The organism is Streptomyces sp. NPDC058691 (assembly GCF_042714775.1).
Lineage (GTDB): Bacteria > Actinomycetota > Actinomycetes > Streptomycetales > Streptomycetaceae > Actinacidiphila.
Window position 1 is genome coordinate 61,194 of record NZ_JBHXSO010000029.1, and the last position, 19,096, is coordinate 80,289.

General features: G+C 70.3%; 13 protein-coding genes and 1 pseudogene. 5 read left to right on the forward strand and 9 right to left on the reverse strand.

Going from position 1 to position 19,096, the window contains the following annotated elements; translation table 11 throughout:
- The first annotated feature begins 70 nt into the window (after window positions 1-70).
- Window positions 71-2,677: a rifamycin-inactivating phosphotransferase gene (rph, locus tag ACFWVC_RS21480; protein ID WP_384288156.1), complete on the forward strand. Its 2,607-nt coding sequence runs from the start codon at window positions 71-73 to the stop codon at window positions 2,675-2,677.
- 18 nt (window positions 2,678-2,695) lie between these two features.
- On the opposite strand, the gene ACFWVC_RS21485 is transcribed toward rph, so the two are convergent.
- The 5 genes from ACFWVC_RS21485 to ACFWVC_RS21505 form a co-directional block, all read right to left on the reverse strand.
- On the reverse strand, window positions 2,696-3,598 hold the full coding sequence (locus ACFWVC_RS21485; RefSeq protein WP_384288158.1) for a Rieske 2Fe-2S domain-containing protein: 903 nt from the start codon (window positions 3,596-3,598) through the stop codon (window positions 2,696-2,698).
- A 92-nt stretch (window positions 3,599-3,690) separates the two neighbouring features.
- On the reverse strand, window positions 3,691-4,326 hold the full coding sequence (locus tag ACFWVC_RS21490; protein ID WP_384288160.1) for a fasciclin domain-containing protein: 636 nt from the start codon (window positions 4,324-4,326) through the stop codon (window positions 3,691-3,693).
- A 96-nt stretch (window positions 4,327-4,422) separates the two neighbouring features.
- Window positions 4,423-6,009 carry a molybdopterin-dependent oxidoreductase gene (locus tag ACFWVC_RS21495; RefSeq protein WP_384288163.1) on the reverse strand — a complete coding sequence of 529 codons (1,587 nt, stop codon included), beginning with the start codon at window positions 6,007-6,009 and terminating at the stop codon, window positions 4,423-4,425.
- A gap of 174 nt (window positions 6,010-6,183) precedes the next feature.
- The gene (locus ACFWVC_RS21500) at window positions 6,184-8,652 is read right to left on the reverse strand and encodes a SpoIIE family protein phosphatase (protein WP_384288290.1); all 2,469 of its coding nucleotides are present in this window, start codon (window positions 8,650-8,652) and stop codon (window positions 6,184-6,186) included.
- 177 nt (window positions 8,653-8,829) lie between these two features.
- Window positions 8,830-9,516: a nitroreductase gene (locus ACFWVC_RS21505; protein ID WP_384288166.1), complete on the reverse strand. Its 687-nt coding sequence runs from the start codon at window positions 9,514-9,516 to the stop codon at window positions 8,830-8,832.
- Between the two features lie 697 nt (window positions 9,517-10,213).
- Between ACFWVC_RS21505 and ACFWVC_RS21510 the strand changes: the two genes are divergently transcribed.
- Window positions 10,214-10,816: a TetR/AcrR family transcriptional regulator gene (locus ACFWVC_RS21510; RefSeq protein ID WP_384288168.1), complete on the forward strand. Its 603-nt coding sequence runs from the start codon at window positions 10,214-10,216 to the stop codon at window positions 10,814-10,816.
- A 43-nt stretch (window positions 10,817-10,859) separates the two neighbouring features.
- Here the strand turns inward: ACFWVC_RS21510 and ACFWVC_RS21515 are convergent.
- The 4 genes and pseudogenes from ACFWVC_RS21515 to ACFWVC_RS21530 form a co-directional block, all read right to left on the reverse strand.
- Window positions 10,860-11,519 (reverse strand): annotated as a pseudogene (locus ACFWVC_RS21515) (sigma-70 family RNA polymerase sigma factor); the annotation flags it as partial.
- A 77-nt stretch (window positions 11,520-11,596) separates the two neighbouring features.
- On the reverse strand, window positions 11,597-12,841 hold the full coding sequence (locus ACFWVC_RS21520) for an ABC transporter permease (protein ID WP_384288171.1): 1,245 nt from the start codon (window positions 12,839-12,841) through the stop codon (window positions 11,597-11,599).
- Window positions 12,842-13,030: 189 nt separating this feature from the next.
- On the reverse strand, window positions 13,031-14,206 hold the full coding sequence (locus tag ACFWVC_RS21525; protein WP_384288173.1) for a YbhN family protein: 1,176 nt from the start codon (window positions 14,204-14,206) through the stop codon (window positions 13,031-13,033).
- 349 nt (window positions 14,207-14,555) lie between these two features.
- A complete protein-coding gene (locus ACFWVC_RS21530; RefSeq protein ID WP_384288176.1) occupies window positions 14,556-15,773 on the reverse strand; it encodes a serine hydrolase domain-containing protein in 1,218 nt (405 codons plus the stop codon).
- Window positions 15,774-16,177: 404 nt separating this feature from the next.
- Here ACFWVC_RS21530 and ACFWVC_RS21535 point away from each other — a divergent pair, with 404 nt between their 5' ends.
- From ACFWVC_RS21535 to ACFWVC_RS21545, 3 genes are all read left to right on the forward strand, one after another.
- Entirely contained in the window at window positions 16,178-16,588 is a 411-nt protein-coding gene (locus ACFWVC_RS21535) for a cupin domain-containing protein (RefSeq protein ID WP_384288177.1), read from the forward strand.
- Window positions 16,589-17,055: 467 nt separating this feature from the next.
- Window positions 17,056-17,853, forward strand: coding sequence for an alpha/beta fold hydrolase (locus ACFWVC_RS21540; protein WP_384288180.1), 798 nt, complete (start codon window positions 17,056-17,058; stop codon window positions 17,851-17,853).
- Between the two features lie 130 nt (window positions 17,854-17,983).
- Window positions 17,984-19,081, forward strand: coding sequence for a ketopantoate reductase family protein (locus ACFWVC_RS21545; protein ID WP_384288182.1), 1,098 nt, complete (start codon window positions 17,984-17,986; stop codon window positions 19,079-19,081).
- The last annotated feature ends 15 nt before the right edge of the window (window positions 19,082-19,096 follow it).

Here is a 19,096-nt window from a genome sequence, read left to right on the forward strand (position 1 = left end):
CGCCGCCCGACTGGGCGGATCGGCCGGCCGCCGGGGGGCAATGGAGCACGGCTGAGTCTGAGGTGTCGCAATGATCGAGCAGTACGTGTTGGATCTTCAAGAGGTTGACGAGACGCAGGTCGCGGTCGTCGGCGGCAAGGGCGCGCACTTGGGCGGGCTGTCGCGGATCGACAGTATCCGCGTGCCGGCCGGCTTTTGCGTGACGACGGACGCCTTCCGGCGGATCATGGCGGAAGCGCCGTCGATCGGTGATCTGCTCGATCACCTGTCGCGCCTGAACCCGGACGACCGGGAGTCAGTCCGCACGCTCAGCGCGCAGATTCGCCGGACCATCGAAGGGATCAGCATCCCAGATGATCTCGCGGCGGCGATCACCCGCGCGCTCGGCCGGCTCGGCGAGGAAGCCGCCTACGCCGTCCGATCCAGCGCGACGGCAGAGGACCTGCCGACGGCCTCCTTCGCCGGCCAGCAGGACACGTATCTGAACGTGGTGGGGCCGACGGCGATCCTGCAGCACGTCAGCCGGTGCTGGGCCTCGCTGTTCACCGAGCGGGCCGTGACCTACCGGCAGCGGAACGGCATCGACCACCGTACGGTCCACATGGCCGTGGTCGTGCAGCAGATGGTCTTCCCACATGCGGCCGGCATCCTCTTCACAGCCGACCCCGTCACGGGCAACCGGAAGGTCGCCACCGTGGACGCCGGATTCGGCCTCGGCGAGGCCCTGGTCTCCGGCCTGGTGAACCCGGATGTCTTCAAGGTGCGGGACGGCGAGGTCGTCGCCAAGGCGATCGCCGCCAAACAGCGCGCCGTTCACGCCCTGCCGGCCGGCGGTACGCAGGAAGTGGCGGTCGACGCACAGCGGCAGGAGCAGCCGGCGCTGACGGATGCTCAGGTCGTGCGGCTCGTGCAGCTCGGGCGCCGGATCGAGGCGCACTTCGGCCGTCCGCAGGACATCGAATGGTGCCTCGTCGACGACGGCTTCCGGATCGTTCAGAGCCGGCCGATCACGACGCTCTTCCCGATTCCCGAGGCCGTCGACGAGGAGAATCACGTCTACGTCTCCGTCGGCCATCAGCAGATGATGACCGACCCCATGAAGCCTCTCGGGCTCTCCATGTGGCAGCTGACGGCCATGGTGCCGATGCACGCGGCCGGCGGGAGGCTGTTCGTCGACGCCACCCGGCGCCTGGCCTCGCCCGCGAGCCGCGCCGCTCTCCTGGACGTCATGGGGAGAGGCGATCCGCTGGTCAGGGACGCGCTGGAGACCGTCCTCGACCGCGACGACTTCGTCCCGTCGCTCCCTGACGCGGGTCCCGGCGGGCCGCCGGCAGGCGGTGCGTCCGCCCCGATCGAGCCCGATCCGGCCATCGTCACCGAGCTGACCGAGCGCAGCCAGGCGTCCGTCGCCGCCCTGGAGCGCGACATCCGGACGAAGACCGGCCCGGCCCTCTTCGACTTCCTGCTGGAGGCCTTCGAGGAGCACAAGCGCGCACTCGGTGATCCGCTGAACATGCAGGCGATCATGGCCGGGATGGAGGCCACATGGTGGCTCAACGACAAGCTGCAGGAGTGGCTGGGCGAGAAGAACGCGGCTGACACGCTCACGCTGTCCGCCCCCGACAACATCACGTCGGAGATGGGACTGGCGCTGCTCGACGTCGCGGACGTGATCCGCCCGCGGCCGGAGGTGGTGGCGTTCCTGCAGAGCGTCGCGGACGTCGAGGACGACGCCTTCCTGGACGAACTGGCCAAACTCCCGGGCGGGACCGAAGCGCGCGACGCCATCGAGGCCTACCTCGACCGGTACGGCATGCGCTGCGTCGGGGAGATCGACATCACGAGGCCACGTTGGCGTGAGCGCCCCACCACGCTCGTGCCCGTGATCCTCGACAACGTCAGGAACTTCGAGCCGGGCGCCGCCGGGCGGCGCTTCGAGCAGGGGCGCCAGAAGGCGGAGAAGAAGGAACAGGAGGTGCTGTCCCGCTTGCGGGCCCTGCCGGACGGGGACCGGAAGGCCGACGAGACCAAGCGCATGATCGACCGGGTCAGAAGCTTCATCGGGTACCGGGAGTACCCGAAGTACGGCATCGTCAGCCGCTACTTCGTCTACAAGAAGGCCCTGCTGGAGGAGGCCGAGCGCCTCGTGCGGGCCGGCGTGCTCCCTGAGAAGGAGGACATCTTCCACCTCACGTTCCAGGAACTCCACGGCGTCGTGCGCTCGAACCAGGTGGACGACCGGCTCATCCGGCAGCGCAAGGACGCGTTCCGGTCGTACCAGGCGCTCACACCGCCCCGGGTCCTCACCTCGGACGGTGAGGCCGTCAACGGGTCCTACCGGCGCGACGACGTGCCGGCCGGCGCCCTGATCGGACTGCCGGTCTCCGCGGGGACCGTCGAGGGAAGGGCCCGTGTCATCCTCGACATCGCGGAGGCCGATCTCGAAGCGGGCGACATCCTGGTCACGACCTTCACGGACCCCAGCTGGTCGCCGTTGTTCGTCGGAATCGCGGGCCTGGTGACGGAGGTCGGCGGCCTGATGACCCATGGCGCAGTGATCGCCAGGGAGTACGGATTGCCGGCCGTCGTGGGCGTGCAGCAGGCCACCCGCCTGATCCTGGACGGTCAGCGGATCCGCGTGCACGGAACCGACGGGTACGTCGAGATCCTGTCCTGACCGTCCGCACTGTTCGGCTCAGGTCTGCTCGAGGCGGATCTCGACCTGTCCGTCCGGGGAGATCCGGCAGTCGAACGTGGGTTGCGGCGCGGTCGCGGGGCCCTGGACGTTCACGCCGTCCGAAAGCCGGAAAGCGCTGCCGTGCCAGGGGCATTCGAGGCAGCCCTCGAGGACCTTGCCCTCGTGGAGGGGGCCGTCCATGTGGCTGCAGCGATCGGCCAGGGCGTAGAACCGCCCGTCGTCGGCCCGGACCACGACCACCGCGACCTCGTCGGCCATCCGCCGCACCGGCTCACCGAACGGGAAGTCCTCCGGCACCCCGATCCGGTGCCAGCCGGGCTCCACCAGTACGGACACCGCCTCCGCGTGGTTGACGCCGGCGCCCTGCCGGTAGGCGAGGTGGCCGCCGAGCACACCGCCGACCGTCGCGACGGTCATGCCCCCGAAGCCCAGGGCGCGGCCGAGCATGGGGCGGCCCTTGATCCGGGCCGCCAGGGAGCCGGCGTACACGGTGACGGCCACGAGGTTGGCCGCGGCGTGGACCAGGCCCACCCGGGCCTGCCGGGGGCGCTGCTCCGCCCAGTCCACCCATCCGGCGAGGGCCGCGGGTCCCGCGGCGGCCAGGCCCACCGCCACCAGACGGCGGGCGGCGCGGCTCTCGCCCGGGAACAGGTCGAGAATCCCCGCGCAGGTCCAGGCACCGATCGGCACCTGAACCAGTACCGGGTGCAGGGGGTGGCCGAGCCACAGCCCGCGCAGCACGTCCCGTTTCCGGCCCAGCGGTATCGCGCGCACGGCCTTGCGGACGGCCCCGGCGAGCCCGTCCAGGCGCTCCTGGTCCTCGAGGGCGTCCATCGCTTTGGGCAGCGCGCCGCTGAGGACGGGGTTCTGCGATTCGCTCGTCAGATTCGTCAGCCTCATGTGGAACGGCTCTCCCTTCCAGCGATGGACAAACCCGTCATCTTTCGCGAAGCCGGCCCGCCGCTTGCTGGGCCCGGACAGGGAGAGCTCGTCTACTTGGGCATGAGGACGGTGTCGACGATGTAGACGGTGGCGTTGGAGGTGGTCACGTTGCCGCACACCACGTGCGAGGAGTCGTTGACCGTGTAGTCCGCACCGGAACCGGCCGTGGTGAGCTTGCCCTTCTCCAGCGTGCTGAACGAACCGTTCGCCAGCTGCGCGGGCGTCAGCCGCTGCCCCACCACGTGGTACGTGAGGATCTTGGTGAGGGTGGCCTTGTCGTTCAGGACCTTGTCCAGATCGGCCTTCGGGATCTTCGCGAACGCGTCGTTCGTCGGCGCGAACACCGTGATGTTCTGGGCGCCGTTGAGGGTGTCGACCAGACCGGCCTTCTTCACCGCGGCCACCAGCGTGGACAGCACCGGGTTGTTCGACGCCGCCGTCGCCACCGGGTCCTGAGCCATCCCGTCGAAACTGCCCGACCCGTCCTTGGGCACCGCCGAACACGCCGCACCGAACGGCCCGTTCATCGCCATCGCATCCCCCGGACCCTGGCCCGCGGACGGTGTCGTGGACGAGGCGTCAGAAGCCTTGTCCTTGCCGTCGTCGCCGCAGGCGGTCAGCGCGAGGGGCAGGACCGCGGCGGTGGCGACGGCGACAGCGGCACGGCGAAAACGCAGGGTCTTCATCAGGGAGTCTCCTTGATTGCTTCTCTTCGAGGGAAGGCCGGCTCGGGGAGCCATGCCTTGCGATGCGCTGGTTCGGGGTCCGGGCGGCGGGCCGGGTCAGTCCACGGTGATCACCACCGAGTGCCGGCCGCTGGCGCCGTCGGGGATGGTCCGTGTACGCCGGGCGGTCTGGACCGCGCCGGTGCCGTCGGTGGCCCGTACGGTCAGGGTGTGCGGCCCGGGGGTGGCCTCCCAGGGCAAGGACCACTGGCGCCAAGTGTCGGTGCCGGCCTGGACCGCGAGGTCGGCGTCCCGCCACGGGCCGTCGTCGACGCGCACCTCGACCCGTTCGATCCCCCGGTGCTGGGCCCACGCGACGCCCGCGATCATCACGGTCCCGGCCTTCGGGCGGGCGAAGGGCTTGGGCGTGTCGATGCGGGACTGCGTCTTGATCGGTGCCTGGCGTGCCCACTTGCGTCGGACCCAGTACGGGTCGTAGGCGTCGAAGGTCGTGAGCTCGAGGTCCTCGATCCACTTGCAGGCCGAGACGTAGCCGTACAGGCCGGGGACGACCATGCGTACCGGGAAACCGTGCTCCAGCGGCAAGGGCTCGCCGTTCATACCGACCGCGAGCAGCGCGTCCCGCCCGTCCATGACCTCCTCCACGGGCGTCCCGAGCGTCATGCCGTCCACGGACCGGGAGACCAGCTGGTCCGCCGGACCGCCCCGTGAGGGCGGCCGTACGCCGGCCTCGCGCAACACGTCGGCGAGACGCACACCCAGCCAGCGGGCATTGCCCGCGTAGGGGCCGCCGACCTCGTTGGAGACGCAGGTCAGGGTGATGTCCCGCTCGATCAGCTCACGGCGCAGCAGATCCTGGAAGCCGAGGTCCAACGGGCGGGTGACGCCGCGTCCGTGGACGCGCAGCCGCCACCGTGTCGCGTCGATCTTCGGGACCACCAGGGCGGTGTCCACCCGGTAGAAGTCGGCGTTCGACGTGACGAAGGGGCTGATCTCGGCGACGCGCAGGGCCGCACCGCGCGGCACGGGCCGTGCGGGCGACCCCGGCAGCGGCAGCCGGACGGCGGCCCGGGACGCCACCGCCTCCTTGCCGGCGGAGGAGGTGAGCGCACGTCCCAGTGCCCCGGCCGCGGCGGACGCGGCGGCAGCCGAGGCGGCAGCGGCCAGGAAGCCGCGGCGGTCCCAGGCCGAATCCGACTCGGACTCGGACTCGGCGCTGGGCGCGCCGGCGGGCGTCAGGCGCCCGGCCAGAATCCACAGCAAGGCCGCGCCGGCAAGGGCGCCCACCAGGGACGGCAGCGCGTCGAGGACACCGGCGGAGTCCGGCCTGCTCAGCGCGGCCGCCGCTCCCACCGCGCCGAAGACGAGCACGCCCGCCGCCCCGGTGCGACGGTGCCGCAGGGCCAGCAGCCCCAGCGCGACCGCCAGCATGCCCAGCACGACGAGAATGCCAAGTTGCAGCACCAGCTTGTCGTTCGTGCCGAACGAGCGGATCGCCCAGTCCTTGACGGCCGCCGGTGTCCGGTCGATCGCCGCACCGCCCACCGCGACCACCGGGCCGGCCTGCGGCCGTACCGCCCCCGCCGCCGACTCGGCGGCCGCCAGAGCGGCACCGGCGGCAAGCAGTCCGGACAACGCCCCCAAGGCGCCGCGCGTCAGTTGGTGCCTGTCGAAGTTGCTCACACCGGTGATTCGTCGCCCCGGCGGGCACCGATGGGTGGCTCACCCGATCGAGTGGCATGCCCTGGTGTCGACGCATAGAACGCCGCTCACGGGGCATTGCAGGATGCCCGCAACCAAGTGCCGCGCCACACCGGGCCGGCCGGCTCCCAGCGGTGCCCCGGGGCGGCACCGAGGTCATCGGACGCGGCGTGGCGCATCGCGGGCGCGTGCGGGTGCGGCAGGCAGTGCTTGCTCGGCCCAGACGACCTTTCCTTCAGGGATCAGGCGGTATCCCCACCTGCGGGACATCTGGGCGACCAGGAAGAGGCCGCGGCCGTTCTCGTCGGCGGTGCGTGCGCGGCGCAGATGCGGGGAGAAGGCGTCGCTGTCGGACACTTCGCAGGTCAGGGCTGCGTGCCGGATCAGGCGCAGGCCGATGGGCCCGGTGCCGTGGCGGACGGCGTTGGTGACCAGTTCGCTGACGATCAGCTTCGTGGGGTCCTGAAGACCTTCCAGGCCCCATTGCGTCAGTTGACCGGCGACCAGGTCCCGGGCAGTGCCGACGGCGGTCTGATCGCCGGGCAGTGTCCAGGAGGCGACCTGGGTGGGCTTGAGGGAGCGGGTGCGCACGAGGAGCAGGGTGACGTCGTCGCACGGCGACTGTGCCGGGAAGGACGCCGTCGCGAGGTCGCAGAGCTCTTCCAGGGACCGGCCCGGTTGTGCCAGGGCGGCACCGAGGCGGCGCATGCCTTCCTCGATGTCCTGGTCGCGGGTCTCGATCAGGCCGTCGGTGTACAGGGCGAGGAGACTTCCCTCGGGCAGCTCCATCTCCACGGACTCGAAGGGTTCCCCCAGGCCGATGCCGAGGGGGGTCCCGGTGGGGAGGTCGGGGAAGGTGACCCGGCCCTGAGGGTCGATGATCGCGGGCGGGGGGTGCCCGGCCCCTGCCATGGTGCACCGGCGGGTGAGGGGGTCGTAGACGGCGTACAGGCAGGTGGCGCCCTCGACCGCGAGTGTCTGTTCCGCGGTGTCGGAGTCTTCCTCGGCCAGTCGCTGGACCGTGTCGTCGAGATGGGCCAGCAGTTCGTCGGGGGGCATTTCCAGGTCGGCGAGCGTGCGCACGGCGGTGCGCAGCCGGCCCATGCCCGCCGCCGCGTTGATGCCGTGTCCCACCACGTCGCCGACGACGAGGGCCACGCGGCCGCCGGAGAGCGGGATCACGTCGAACCAGTCGCCGCCGACTCCGTGCTCCATGTCGGCGGGCAGATAGCGAGAGGCCGTCTCGACCGCCGCTCCGCCCCGCAAACGACGGGGAAGCAGATTGCGCTGGAGTGCGAGGGCCGCGGCGTGCCGGCGGGCGTACTGGCGCGCGTTGTCCAGCGACAGCGCGGCACGGCTGACGAGTTCTTCCGCCAGCAGCAGATCGCTCTCCTGGAACGGCACCGGGTGCTTCGTGCGGACGAACACCGCGATGCCGAGCAGGGTGTGGCGCGCACGGATGGGAACGATCATCAGGGAGTGCATGCCGTTCTCGTGGATCTTCCGCGCTCGAGCCGGGTCGTGGTCGGTCCATGTGCCCGGAGCGGGGTCGAGGGTCCGCTCGATGTGGGCCCATCCCGTCCGCAGCACGTGGGCGAAGGGTGAGGCGGGCGACACGGGAACCGGCTCGCCGTGCAACCACGCGGATTCCGGGACGCCTTGGCGGACCGAGGCCAGGCCGGCACGTCGCAGCCGGGGCAGGCGCTCCCCCGCCGAGCCGATACGGACCGGCGGCCCCTCGCCGAACGGAACCGACTGCTCAAGATCCACGGCCACGAAGTCCGCGAGCAAGGGCACGCCGAGGTCGGCCAGTTCCTGACCGGCCTGCATGACGTCCAGGGTGCTGCCGAGGCGCGTACTGGCCTCGCTCAAGAGGGCGAGGCGCTCGCGGGCCTGCCGGCTCTCCGACACATCGACGCTGATGGTGCAGACCCCCACCGGCCGGCCGTCGGCGTCCTTGAGGCAGAAGAACGAAACCGCGAGTGTGCGCTCCCGGCGCGGGTTCGTCGGCAGCCAGACCCGGTGCTCACGGACCCTGGCGGTGCCGCTCCGCAGCACCTGCCGCATCACCGCCTCGACTGCCTCGGTCTCGAAACCGGGCTGCGTGTCGATGGGGCGACGTCCGAGCCGTCGCGTGCGGGAAAGGCCGTCGTGGCTCTCCATCGCGTCGTTCACCCAGGTGCAACGCAGCTGCCGGTCCCGCACGGCGATGCCGACCGGCGCGCGGGTGACAAGCGAATCCCGCGGCCGGCCGCTCACCGCGTGCCTGGCAGGCGGATCGATGATGTCGGTCACGGACACAAGCCATCGGACCGCACCGTGCCGCCCTCGCAACATCGAGATCCGCCGGCTGACGTGGAGAATGCGGCCGTCCCGGCTGCGCACCGCCGTCGTGCCCGACCGTCCGTTCCGGGTACGGCAACGTTCGACGTAGGCCGAGATCGTCGGCGCTTCCTCGGAGGGCGGCACCACCAGGGCTGCGGAGCGGCCCACCACGTCCTGCGCGGAGTAACCGATGAGGCGCTCCGCAGCCTGCGTCCATCCGACCACCGTTCCGTGGTCGTCGAGCATCGCGATCGCAGAGTCCGTGATCTCACGCGCGTTCACATGCCCGCTCAAGGCCATTTCTCCGGTACTGGGCATTCGACTCTGGTCCTCCAACGAAGGCGATCTGTCTGCGGCAAGCGACGGGGGTCCGAGCCGAGCCGTGGTGGCACTCGGCCCCACACGGCAGTCACATAGTGCTTCTGCCTCGATACACACAGCCATGCCTGTCGGGCACGGCCCGGTCCGCTTGCCGGCTCACGCGGCTGCCGCGGCTTGCTCGTCCTGGACGAAGGTCACCGTCTCCCTGAGCGGCGCCCGCCCGGTACGGGGGTGACCCGCTGTGGCGTCGTCGAATCCGATCGCCATGCCGCAGAAGAGGATCAGCTCGTCCGGGGGTTTCAGGATCTCCGCGACGGTCGTGCGGTACTTCGCCCACGCCATCTGCGCGCAGCTGTGCAGCCCTTCGGCACGCAGCAGCAGCATGACGGTCTGCAGATACATTCCGACGTCGGACCACTGGGCCGGGCCCATGTCGCGGTCGATGTAGCAGAAGAGGGCGACGGGGGCGCCGAAGCAGTCCCAGTTGGCGGCGGCGGCCCTCTGGCGGGCCTCCAGGTCCCCGCGGGGGATTCCGAGTGCGCCGTACCGCTGCTCGCCGAAGGCGGCTCGGCGCTCGTAGTACGGCGACTTCAGTGCCGCCGGGTACTGCGTGTACTCGGGTTCGTCCCAGGGGTCACCCGAGGCCACCCGTTCGCCGGCGCGCTTCTTGAGCTCGGCCAGCGGCCCGCCGGTCAGCACGAAGACGTGCCACGGCTGGAGGTTCGACGCGGACGGCGCCCGGGCCGCGCCGCACAGCACACGCTCCAGTACCTCGCAGGGGACCTGCCGGTCGGTGAACGCGCGCACTGCCCGTCGGCTTGCGACTGCCTCATAGATGTCCACAACGGCCCACCTCCATTTGTTCTCGCATAGTCGACAGCAAATGGGGGCTATTTGTGACAAGCCGCCACCACCTCGCAGCGAGAGATCCGTACCGGCCGCGCCCGCGGCACGGCCTTCAGGCGGTTACGCGGCGTCGGTCTGCGGGGTCAGCGCCCCTCGGGATGGAGCCGCTCGACCCGGTCGCGCCGGGTGTACAGGCCCCAGTGGCACTCGGCGAGGTGGTCCGGGCGCGAGCTGCGCGGCAAAGGCGTCCAGCCGCTCCTTGACCCAGGGGTCGAGGTGATCCCGCCGGGTGATGCGACCATGGAGGCCGGCACTCGCGGACCAGGAGGAACCATCGGATGCGGGCCGACGCGCAACGAAACGCGGACAAGCTGCGGGCCGCGGCGGCCGAAGTCCCGGCGTCGCCTTCCTGCTCGACGGCCTGCGCACCGAGGCCGCCCGACGGGCGTCCACCGCAGGCCCGCTGACACCACATCAGATCCATGAAGTGCCGGACGGGCTCACCGGCACGGCGGAGCGGGTCACGCGCCATGGGTGGAACGTCCGTCGCGCGCCGGCGACGCGATCGAGGACTGCGCAGGCCGGCCGCCGATGGCCGCCGACACAGCACTCACGGGGAGCAGAACAGGCCCGGTTGAGAGCTCGGCGTGCTAAATTAACATGAAGGTTCGTTTTTTTGCGAATAGGACGGTCCATGCCCAAGGTCACCCATGAGTACATGGAGGCCCGCCGTGAGCAGATCTTGGACGCGGCGCGCCGATGCTTCCTGCGCGACGGATTCCACTCGACGTCCATGCAGGATCTGTTCGCCGAGTCGGGCCTCTCGGCCGGCGCGGTGTACCGGCACTTCGCCAGCAAGAACGAGATGATCACGGCGATCGTCGAGGAGAGCATGCGTGACGTCCTCGCGATGGTCCACACCGTCGCCAGGAATCGGCCCAGCAGGTCGATCGGGGCTCTCATGGCCGACGTCCTCGAAATCGTGAAGACCAAGACATCCGAGCAGAACATCGCCGGACTGTCCGTGCTCGCCTGGTCCGAATCCCTGCGGAACCCCTCGCTGGCCGAGCAGTTCGACGACCTGATGGCGCAGATGCGCTCCGCTCTCGCCGATGTCATCCGGGAGCACCAGGAGAGCGGCAGGCTCACGCGCGAGGTGTCCCCCGAGGCGATCGCCGCCACATTCATGTGCATCCTGCCGGGCTACATCCTCCAATTGGCCATGGGCGACTCCAAGAAGCTGGAGGGGGTTCCCGACTCCCTGCGAGCGCTGTGGCCCGATTCGACCACGCCCTGACGCAGGTTGGCGGCAGGATGACCGCGGCCCCGACGGGGAACTACGAAGCCCGCACGACGCTTCGAGGGTCGGAGCCGGATACCACGTCTTCCATGAAGACCTTTTCCAGTACGGCCACGTTCCCGCCCTGGGCGGCCGCCACGAATGCCGTCAGGAGCCGCCGGTGGTCGGCGGCCGTGACCCGGGCACGTTTCTCCGCCGCCAAGTGCTTGCGGGCCCGGCTGACGAGTTGCCGCGCGTTGGCCTGGGACTGGCCGATGATCTCGGCGATCTCCTTGTACGAGTAGTCGAACGCCTCCCGGAGTACGTACGCCGCCCGCTCCGCCGGCGTGAGTCTTTCCATGAGCATCAGCACCGCGACCTCCAGTGCCTCCCCGTTCATGGCGCCCAGCGCGGGGTCGCTCATGGTGTCGACCTGCTCCGGCAGCCACGGGCCGACGTAGGTCTCCCGGCGGACTCTCGCGGACTGCAGGACGTTGATCGCAAGCCTGCTCACCATCGTCGTGAGGAAGGCCTGTGGGTTCTTCACCTGTGCCCGGTCGCAGGTCTGCCAGCGGATCCAGGCTTCCTGGAGGACGTCGTCGGCCTCGCCGACGCTGCCGAGCATCCGGTAGGCGATCCCGAACATGAGGCTGCGGGCGTCATGGAACGTCGCCTCGGCTTCCCGGAGGTCCTCGGTGTGCTCCGCGGACTTCGACGGCATGGTTCTCGTTCCTTGCTGGCGCTACGTCGGCCGGACACCGCGGCCTCATGGGTGGGACACGAGGAGGAACCTCTGGGTCATTCGTGGGCCGCGTGCCGGGCGTGCGCGTGCGGGCGGTTCACCGCCGGCGAGAACGTCAGGGCCGTCGCGGTCTCGTTGACGGCCGGAGATTCCGTGCTCGTGCCGTCGTCCCCGGCGACGTCCTGCGCGGAGGGGCCGTCCACGACGGCGGGAGACCGGCGGCCGAGGACGATGGTCGTCAGCCCCAGCGCGCTCCACAGGACGAGAACGGCGACATGGCTTCCGGATCCGTTGCCTTCGAAGTAGGCGGTGCTGCGCAGAAGGTTCGCGCCGGCGCCGGGCGGCAGCCACTGGCCGATGTCGGCAACCGCCTTGGGCAGCAGTTCAGGTGCGGACGTGCTGCCGGAGAACGGGTTTCCCACGAACACCATGAGCACCGCGCTGAGTCCGAGCCCGGCGTTGCCGAGGAGTGTGATCAGACCGACGCTGGTGGCGCTGATGGCGAGCATGGTGAGGGACAGTGCGGCCCAGGTGGCCACGTGCTCGTGCGGCAGGGCGCCGAGGAGGCCCTGAGCGATCAGGTAGGCGGCGAGCCCTGTCACGGCGCACGCGGCGAACAGGTCGATCAGCCGTCGCCACACCGGGATCCGGCCACCCGACAGGGCGATGAGCGCCGCGATGGCGATGCTGCACATGGTGAGAGGGAGAAGCGCCGAACTGAAGACGACTCCCCGCGGGTCGTTCGCCGAGATCGGGACGACGTCGAAGGTCTTGAACTTGACCTTGGCCGCCTTTTTGGCGGCCGCCTTCCGCGCCGCGGCCTTCTTGGCGGCGGCCTTCGAGGTGGTGTCCTTCGAGGTGGTGGACCCACCGTGTGTACTGAGCGACGGCCCGGCGTCCTGCGATGACAACTTCGCCGCCTGGGCGGCGAGACGCTGTCCGGAGGTGGTCAGCAACTGGGCCACCGACGTACTGGCCGCAGTGGTCTCCAGCACGGTGACCGTGCCGGGGGTGACGACGAAGGCGCCGTAGATCTCCCGGGACTTGATCGCGGAACGCGCCGACGCCTGGTCGGGATACAGGTGGAAGTCGAATCCGCCCGGCTTGCCGTGATCCAGAGCCTCGACCGCCTTCTGGCTGGCCGCGCTCGTGCCCACGACCCCTACGGACAGATCACGTGGCGCGATACGCGATGCGGGCCATGCGTACGCCATCACGGCCAGCGAGATCACCAGCGGCAACGCCACTGTCGCGATGACGGTCCGATGCCATGACCGGAGTCCGGCCGGCGAGTTCTCCACGATCTCTCCTCGTAAAGACGAATGTTCGTTTTGTTGAGTCTACACACGAACAAGAACGTTCGTTTTTTCCTTGCCGGCCCCGGCGTGAATGTCCGCGCCGACGCCAGGCGGCGGCCCAGGCGCTTGCGCCCGCAGATGGGCTCCGGTCCAGCCGAGGTGGCGGCGCCGGGCCGACCCGGTCGCGTCTGCCTATGTCTTCCCGGTGGCCGTACGTGTTCCCGCGGTCACGCTGGGAATCGCCGCCACCGTACTGTCGCCGGAGCCTGAGTCGTGTGGACGCCGGGGGCGGGCCGACTGCCGGCGTTGCCGGAGCAGCAGGACCCATCCGGCGACGCTGACCAGCCCCGGGGTGATCGTCCGGTAGAGGAGATCGGCGGCCGTGGCGACACTCGCGGGTACCCCGCCATGATGCAGGGTGAGCACCACGGCCGCGTCCAGGGATCCGATCCCCGCGGGCAGCAGTGGCATCGCCGACACGGCCGTCATCCCGGCGACGTAAGCGAACACCGCTGTGCCCAACGCGGGCCGGGCCCCGACCGCATGGCACACGGCGAGCAGGCACGCGAAGTCGGCACCCCAATTGCACAGGGCCAGGCCGAGTCCCCTCCCCCAGAATCGGCGTGATGGGCGCATGGCACACAACTCGTCGAGCAGTCGGTCGGCCGACCCCTGCTCCACGGCGCCCCGGCGCAGCCGGTGCGTCAGGCGGAAAAGGGCACGCACGGGCCGGCGCAGCACGGCGGGGTGGCGGACCAGGGCGAGCACGACGCTGACGAAGGCACAGATCGCACCGACCTGGACGACGATCGGGAGCAGCTCCGTGGCGTCCCCTGTGAGAACGTGACCGAAGCCGGCGAGCACGGCGAGCGCGATCGTGCTCAGAACACCGGTCGCCACATGGGCGAAACCGATCTGGGACACGCTGGCACCCCAGGAACGCATGCGGCGAGTCCGGTAGGTGACAGCGAGCAGGCTCCCGCCGGGCAAGGTCGCACCGACAGCGTTGCCGGCGAACACCGTGGCGACGGCAGAGCCGAGCCTGACGCGCAGGCCGCCGGTGCCGAGCGCGTGCCGTTGCAGGCGCGCGAACATCACCATCGAGACCATCTCGCCGGCAAGCGCCAGCAGAAGCCACCTGAAGTGGGCATGGGCCAGGTGCCCTTCCGCCCGGTGCACGTAGGGCGCGATCACCACCGATTCGGCGCCCAGCACCACCACGACGACGCCTGCGATCAGCGCGGTACGTGGGCGCAATCGCAGCCGGGCCGTCAACCCGCCGGTCCGGTGGATGTGCTCCGTCCGGCCGTCCGCGCCCGCGCCCGGATCGGATGTCCTGCCGGCCTCGGGCCCGCGTGAACCGCTCACCGCGGCATCGGCCGGTCCGGCGGTAGGCGTACCGGGCCTTCGATGTGGACCCGGCATCGCGCCACGGTCTCGGGCGGCGCGGACTTTGCCGGTCCTCGGCTCTGCACGGTTCCCATACCGCCCCCTCCCCTTCCGGGAACGACCATTCTCTTTCGCGAGGGCCCATCCTGCGGTATGGGTCGACCTACGTCAAGACGAACATTCGTTTTCTGAACGCCCCACGATCACCACGCCACCCGGCTGCCACCCGGGGGCCAAGCGCCGTCGCGCACCTACCGGGAGAAATGCCGGTGCGCGACGGCGAGGCTGGTCGACCGGAGCGGGAGCGTGTGACTACCGGACTACCGGACTACCGGCTGGAACGGACGACCTGCGGGGCGATGTCCTCGGTGAACGTCTCGCCCTCGGAGGACTTGGCCAGGCCTGCCTTGGCGCCTCCGGTGCCGCAGAAGGCGGCCTCCAGCGTGCCGCCGAGGACGGTGTTGACCGTTCCGTTGTTGGAGGTGTTCGCCATGGACGTCATGCTGCGCTTGCCGTCGGCCGTGGTGAACGCATAGGTGTAGTAGCCCTGGACCGTGCCCGTGTGGCCGTACACCGTCACACCGCACGAGAGCTTCCTGGCCCGCAGGCCCAGCCCGTAGAACTGCGTGCCGTCCGCGTTGACCGGAACCATCGTCATCATCTGCTCGAGCTGCGCCTGGGGGACGAGCCTGCCGGAGACCAGCGCGGAGAAGAAGCGGTTCAGGTCCGCCGCGTTGGAGATGACCGCGCCGGCGGACTGCGCCCACGAGACGGTCTGCTCGGTGGAGTCCACCAGCGGCAGCGTGGTGTCGTCCTGGCGCAGGTAACCGCGGGCGTAGGAGCCGGAGATGGCGGTGGTCGGGTGCACGTAGGAGGTGTTCTTCAGGTTGAGCGGCCGGAAGATCCGCTCCTGGTACTGGGTGGCCATGGGCACACCGGTGAGGTGCTCGATCAGCTCCCCCAGCACCACGAAGTTGGTGTTGGAGTAGCTGTAGGCCGCGCCCGGCGCATTGGTCGGCGCGTGGGCCGTCGACAGGTCGATGAGCTCCTGGTAGCTGAACACCTTGTTCCGGACGGACTCGAAGCCCGGAACGGTGTAGTAGAACATGTCGTTGGTGTAGTCCCACAGGCCGCTGCGGTGGCTGAGCAGGTGCCGCACGGTGATGCGGTCGTCCGGCAGCGGCTGAGGCAGGTAGGTGTTGGCCGGGGCGTCGAGGTCGATGCGCCCCTCGGCGACGAGCTGCATCAGCACCACGGTGGTGAAGGACTTGCTGACGCTGCCGACGCGGAACCGGCGGTCCGCGTCCATGGCGGTGCCTGCGGCGGTGTCCGCCTGCCCCCTGGAGATGCGGTAGGACACGTTGCCGGAGTCGAAGCGGGTGAGTGCGCCCGGGGCGCCTTCCGCCATGGCCTGCTTCTGTACGGCGAGAATGCCCGCGATGTCCGGTGTGGGCAGCGACGGTGTCGCGGCGACGGCCGGGCTTGCGGCCAGGGTGGCGACCACGGCGGTGCTCGCGAGCATCGTGCTCGCTATGGTGAGGCGCATTCGGTTCTCTCTGTTGTCATCTGGTCGGGGAGCATGAGAGGAGCGACACACGGGCGGAGGGCCCGCGGTGCGCACTGCTCCGCTGCGATCGACCGGGCCCCTCCCCGTTCTGTGACACGCCCGGAAGACCGGCCGAAGCCCGCGCCGAGGTCGGGCACCGGGATGCACTCTCTCCGTCAGACCGCCTCGTATGACGCGCTTTTGCCAGCGCCAGACGTTAGCGCGGCACGGGGGCCCTGTCGGGGCTGGAGGTCGCGACCGACGCGAGCAAGCCACGGAGTTGACCTGAACTCATACCCCGGGTGAGGCGGTCCGGCCCTGAGCAGTTCGCCGTCGCCCAGGGCTGTCACAAACGAGAAGGCCGTCTTGTCCTCACTCTGGACAACCCCTGTTTGGAGGAATGGATGAGCGCTCAGCACACGCACCTGCCCCCAGGCGTCGAGATGATCGCGACACTGCCGGAGGCCGCGGCCCGGATCCCGGCCGGCGCCGAGGCAAGGACCATTCGCGTCACCCTGCAGCCCGGTGACCCCGGCGCTCCGCCGCACCGCCACCCCGGTCCGCTCTTCGGCTACGTGACGCAGGGTGAGATCCTCTTCGAGCTGGAGGGGCAGCCGCCCCGGGTACTCAAGGCCGGTGACGCCCTGTTCGAGCCCGGGGGCGACGTGATCCACTACCAGGGCGCCAACAACCTGCCGGACGCGCAGTCGCAGCTGGTGGTGACCATGTTCGCGGCGCCGGGCACCCCGATTCTGACCGTGGTCAGCGCGGAGGAGCTGGCCGCACGACGACACCTGCGGGCCCCCCGGCCATGACGGCTTCCGGCATTCCGGCCCCATCTTCCCGCCCGGGCCGAGTGACGTCGGTCCGCCACCGGGCGGGCCACTGAGGTACTTGGTCCGGGTGACGTCCTGATGGTGCCGGGACGAGTCCGGGCCTCGGCGATGATTTCGTCGAGCAGGGGTGGAAGTTCGGCGGATCCTCCACCCCTGACCTGACCTGACTGACCTGACCTGACCTGTCCTGCCCGGTCCGGCAGGTGCCCTGGTGGGCGCGAGACGTCACGTTTGACGGAGCGTCAGACGCGTCTGGTGTGACGGCAGGCCACATTCACGCGCCACTCCCCCGGATGCCTTCGAACCGCCTTCGTGCGGCAGAGCACTGCCGCCCCCACTGCCTGTCCTCGCGCCGGGACACGGCTGAACACCCATCACTTACTTCGAAAGGGCTTGTTGTGACTCGTCATTTCCCGTACCGGAACCTCCGGACCCCGCTCTCCCTCATGGCCACGGTGACCGTTGCCGCCGGTCTCCTCGCCGTGGCGGTGGCTCCGGCGGGCGCCACCAAGGGCGCGAGCTCCTCGCACGACCGCAAGCCGACCGTGGTCCTCGTCCACGGTGCGTTCGCCGACTCCTCCAGCTGGAACGACGTCATCAAGAAGCTGCAGCGGGACGGCTACCCCGTGGTGGCCGCGGCGAACCCGCTGCGCGGACTGGCCAGTGACGCCGCCTCCGTCAAGAGCCTGCTGGCGAGCATCGACGGGCCGGTGATCCTCGTCGGACATTCCTACGGCGGGTCGGTGATCACCAATGCCGCCTACGGTTCCGACAACGTCAAGGCGCTGGTGTACATCGCGGCCTTCATGCCGGACAAGGGTGAGAGCGCCATCGAGCTGTCGGGCAAGTTCCCGGGCAGTTCGCTCGGCGACGCGCTGCGGCCTGTGCCGTTCACCCTGCCCGACGGCTCCCAGGGCGTCGACCTCTACATCGACCAGGAGAAGTTCCACCACCAGTTCGCCGCCGACGTCCACCCCTACACCACTCACCTCATGGCGGCCACCCAGCGCCCCGTCGCCGCCGCCGCGCTCGAGGAGGCTTCCGGCGAGCCCGCGTGGCGGACGATCCCCTCCTGGGCCCTGGTGACCGGGGAGGACCTCAACATCCCCCGTGCGGCCCAGCTCTTCATGGCCGAACGCGCCCAGTCCCACGTGGTCGAGCTCCACTCGTCCCACGCCCCGAGCGTGTCCCACCCGGGTGACGTCGCCGACATCATCGAGAAGGCGGCGCGCTCGGTCCGCTGAGCGGACGTTCCGCGGCGGGGTGCCTGGGACGAGGCAGGTACTGGCGTTACCTGGAAGACCAGGCACTGCCACGGGCCGGCGAAACGACGTTTGCTGGGGACGGCCCATCCCCGACCCCGAGAAAGCGATCATGAAGCACACCACTCTTCGAGATCTGGACGGCTCCCACACCGGCGCAGGCCGCGGTACGCGCTACATCATCATCGGCGCGGGAGCGATCGGCGGTTCCATCGGGGCGCGGCTGGCTGAGGCGGGGCACGAGGTGGTCCTGGTCGCGCGGGGCGAGCACCGTGCCGCGCTGGAGGCGTCCGGACTGCGCTTCCGCACGCCGGACGGCGAACGCGTCCACCGGCTGTCTGTCGTCGAAGGCCCGGACGCGCTGGGCGAGTTGCGCGCGGACGACGTGCTCGTGCTGGCCGTCAAGACACAGGACTGCCAGGCGGCGCTGGACACCTGGGGCCTGGCGCCCGTGGCGGGCGGCGGCACGGCCGGGGAACGGCTGCCGGTGGTGTGCGCGCAGAACGGCGTGGAGAGCCAGCGGATCGCCCTGCGCCGCTTCCGCCGTGTGTACGGCGTCTGCGTCTGGCTGCCGTCCACCTTCGTCGAACCGGGTGTCGTCTCCGCGTCCGGCGCGCCGCTCACCGGCATCCTGCACCTCGGGCGCCACCCCCACGGCGTGGACGACACCGCCCGCCGGATCGCCGCCGACCTGGAGACCGCCCGCTTCGAGGCTCCGGTGGTTCCGGACGTGGCGCGCTGGCAGTACGCCAAGCTGCTGGGCAACCTCGGCAACGCGATCAACGCGTTGAGCTGGCCGGTCGCCGGGCAGCAGGCGTGGCGGCTGTACGAGCGGGTGCGCGCGGAGGGCGAGTCGGTGCTCAGGGCCGCCGGGATCCCGTACACAAGCGCACAAGAACAGCAGGAGGTGCGCGGCGACAAGGTGCGATGGAACGACGGGGGCGGTGGATCCTCCTGGCAGTCCCTCACCCGCGGCACGGGCACGATCGAGGCCGACTACCTCAACGGCGAGATCGCCCTGCTCGGCCGGCTGCACGGCGTCCCGACCCCGCTGAACGAGCTGCTGCAACGGCTCGCCACCACCTTCGCGCGCGAGCGGCGGCCGGCCGGGTCACTGCCCCTGGCCGAGCTGCTGCGACTCGCCGACGAGGCGATGGCGGCAGCCGAAGACGGTGGCGGCGCGTTGGCCCAGGAGGATCGCCGGGCGTAGGACTCCTCGCTGACC

Excerpts from the sequence above, each read along its gene's own strand:
- ACFWVC_RS21545 (WP_384288182.1), top strand. The coding sequence starts at position 17,984 with ATGAAGCACACCACTCTTCGAGATCTGGACGGCTCCCACACCGGCGCA.
- ACFWVC_RS21535 (WP_384288177.1), top strand. The coding sequence starts at position 16,178 with ATGAGCGCTCAGCACACGCACCTGCCCCCAGGCGTCGAGATGATCGCG.
- ACFWVC_RS21510 (WP_384288168.1), top strand. The coding sequence starts at position 10,214 with ATGCCCAAGGTCACCCATGAGTACATGGAGGCCCGCCGTGAGCAGATC.
- ACFWVC_RS21500 (WP_384288290.1), bottom strand. The coding sequence starts at position 8,652 with ATGGCCTTGAGCGGGCATGTGAACGCGCGTGAGATCACGGACTCTGCG.
- ACFWVC_RS21540 (WP_384288180.1), top strand. The coding sequence starts at position 17,056 with ATGGCCACGGTGACCGTTGCCGCCGGTCTCCTCGCCGTGGCGGTGGCT.
- rph (WP_384288156.1), top strand. The coding sequence starts at position 71 with ATGATCGAGCAGTACGTGTTGGATCTTCAAGAGGTTGACGAGACGCAG.
- ACFWVC_RS21485 (WP_384288158.1), bottom strand. The coding sequence starts at position 3,598 with ATGAGGCTGACGAATCTGACGAGCGAATCGCAGAACCCCGTCCTCAGC.
- ACFWVC_RS21490 (WP_384288160.1), bottom strand. The coding sequence starts at position 4,326 with ATGAAGACCCTGCGTTTTCGCCGTGCCGCTGTCGCCGTCGCCACCGCC.
- ACFWVC_RS21530 (WP_384288176.1), bottom strand. The coding sequence starts at position 15,773 with ATGCGCCTCACCATAGCGAGCACGATGCTCGCGAGCACCGCCGTGGTC.